Annotated in this window: 2 protein-coding genes; both read right to left on the minus strand. The window is 36.9% G+C overall.

The window, feature by feature from the left end:
• Window positions 1-30 precede the first annotated feature (30 nt).
• The gene (locus P8M54_RS15025) at window positions 31-1,422 is read right to left on the minus strand and encodes a nucleotide sugar dehydrogenase (RefSeq protein ID WP_300288840.1); all 1,392 of its coding nucleotides are present in this window, start codon (window positions 1,420-1,422) and stop codon (window positions 31-33) included.
• Window positions 1,423-1,464: 42 nt separating this feature from the next.
• Window positions 1,465-2,241: NAD-dependent epimerase/dehydratase family protein (locus P8M54_RS15030; protein WP_300288841.1), on the minus strand; the 777-nt coding region annotated here is incomplete at its 5' end.

Below are 2,241 nucleotides of genomic sequence, written 5' to 3' on the forward strand. Positions count from 1 at the left end.
TTATTTGTAAAGCTACAATTGTATTTTAACCTATGAACCAATGGCTTGGTAATTAAAACCAATTGCTTTTAAAGCCGGTCCGTTTAACACATTTCTGCCATCAAAAATAAAGGCTGGTTTTTGCATAGAATCATAAATTCCTTGCCAATCATAATCCGTAAACTCATCCCATTCTGTCAAAACCGCTATAGCATGAGCCTCTTTGCAGGCCTCATATGGCGCAGCAAAAGACTGAACACTTTTTTCATTAGCGATAGCCTCTCTAGTTTGTAACTCGTTCAAATCAGCCAATACTTTTTTCCTTGAAACTTTAGGGTCGTAAACTGCTATATTCGCATTTTCATTTATTAAATCATCTGCAACATAAATTGCCGCAGACTCTCTAGTGTCATTGGTATCCTTTTTAAAGGCCCAACCTAGAAAAGTAATTTTTTTTCCTGAAACTGTATTATATAACGTTTGGACAATATTGTTTGAAAAGCGTCTCTTTTGATGATCATTCATAATAATCACTTGTTCCCAATAATCCGCTACTTCATTTAAACCATACGATTTAGCAATGTACACTAAATTTAAAATATCCTTTTGAAAACAAGATCCTCCAAAACCAACAGATGCCTTTAGAAATTTAGAACCTATTCGGCTATCCATTCCTATTGCTCTTGCCACTTCATTGACATCAGCACCTGTTTTTTCACACAACTCTGACATTGCATTTATTGACGAAATTCGCTGCGCTAAGAAAGCATTTGCGGTAAGCTTAGAAAGCTCTGACGACCATACATTAGTAGTTAGTATTTTATCAATAGAAACCCAATTAGCATAAACCTCCACTAGGGACTGCATTGCCTCTTGTCCTTCGACAGAACTATCGCCACCAATTAATATACGATCGGGATTCAATAAATCATCAACAGCAGTACCTTCAGCAAGGAATTCCGGATTTGATACTATCTGAAACTGTACTCCGTTTCCTGTATTGTCTAGAATACTTTTTATTGCCTCGGCTGTACGCACAGGTAAAGTTGACTTTTCTACAACAATTTTATCAGTTTTGGCTACTTTGGCAATTTGCCTAGCGCACAACTCAATAAACTTTAGGTCAGCGGCCATCCCTTTTCCTTTTCCATAGGTTTTAGTTGGTGTATTAACTGATATGAAAATAACTTGCGCTTCGTCAATTGCTTTTTCAACATCCGTAGAAAAAAATAAGTTTCTGCTTCGAGCTTCGGCAACAACAGCTGCCAAACCTGGTTCATATATTGGAATATTATTGACATCTTTATCATTCCAAGCCGCTATGCGCTCTTCATTTAAATCAACAACAGTTACATCTATATGTGGACATTTTTGAGCGATGATTGCCATAGTGGGACCTCCGACATATCCAGCACCGATACAGCAAATCTTAGTAATTTTCATTTATGTGTATTTTCAATTATTTAATAGTCCTTTCGAACTTTTCTATTTAAGATTATTCCAGTACCACTCAATAGCTTCCTTCAAGCCTTTCTCTAATGAAAACTGCGGGTTGTAGCCTAGTACTGTTTTTGCTTTATCGATACTTGCTAACGAATGCGGAATATCTCCTGCTCTATTAGGACCGTACAAAATTGGAACATCATTTATTCTTGCGTCAAAAACTCCTAATTCCTGCTTTAAGTAACCAACTAAATCATTCAGCGTGTTTCGATCACCAAAAGCCGTATTATACACCGTATTGATTGCTGCCTTATCTTGGGTAAGCATGGCTAATTCATTCATTTGAATGACATTATCAATATAAGTAAAGTCACGGGAGTAATTTCCGTCACCATTAATTTGAGGACTTTCATGATTCATTAATTGCATAACAAACTTAGGAATAACCGCAGCATAAGCCCCTTGCGGATCTTGCTTTCGCCCAAAAACGTTAAAATAACGCAAACCAACAGTTTCTAAGCCGTATGTTCTACTAAAAATATCAGCGTACAATTCATTTACATATTTTGTAATAGCATAAGGCGATAGCGGTTTACCAATTACCTCTTCCACTTTAGGCAAACCTACTGAATCTCCATAAGTAGATGAACTCGCTGCATAAACAAAACGCTTAACTTTAGCATCACTTGCTGCAACCAGCATATTTAGAAAACCCGACACATTAACCTCATTTGTAGTAACTGGATCTTTAATCGATCTAGGCACAGAGCCTAATGCCGCTTGGTGTAGCACATAATCAACTCCTTGTACTGCTTTTTC

It is taken from the genome of Flavobacterium sp. (genome assembly GCF_029242675.1).
Taxonomy (GTDB): Bacteria; Bacteroidota; Bacteroidia; order Flavobacteriales; family Flavobacteriaceae; genus Flavobacterium.